General features: G+C 50.2%; 1 protein-coding gene. It reads right to left on the reverse strand.

All coding sequences use genetic code 11. The features are described from left to right. Positions 1–90: 90 nt before the first annotated feature. Positions 91–259, reverse strand: a 169-nt coding sequence (locus tag Q4563_RS20775) for a c-type cytochrome (protein WP_442903834.1), incomplete at its 5' end; no start/stop codon positions are given.

A 259-nucleotide genomic window follows, 5' to 3' on the forward strand; every position in this document is an offset into this window, starting at 1 on the left:
CTTGCACTCAGCCCCCACAATTTGCGAAGGCAGATACAAAAACACCCGCTTTTAGCGGGTGTTTTTTATACAACTAAGCTATGCGCTCGCCTAGTTTAAGCCAGAGATATAATTGGCTACGGCTTCAAGCTCTGCATCACTTAAATGCTTAGCCACACCGCGCATAATTTGTGCGTCGCCATCGGTAGTGCGGTTACCCGCGCGGAAGTCGCGCAATTGCTTAGCAATATAGTCTGCGTGTTGGCCACCTAAACGCGGG

It is taken from the genome of Gilvimarinus sp. 1_MG-2023 (genome assembly GCF_030548285.1).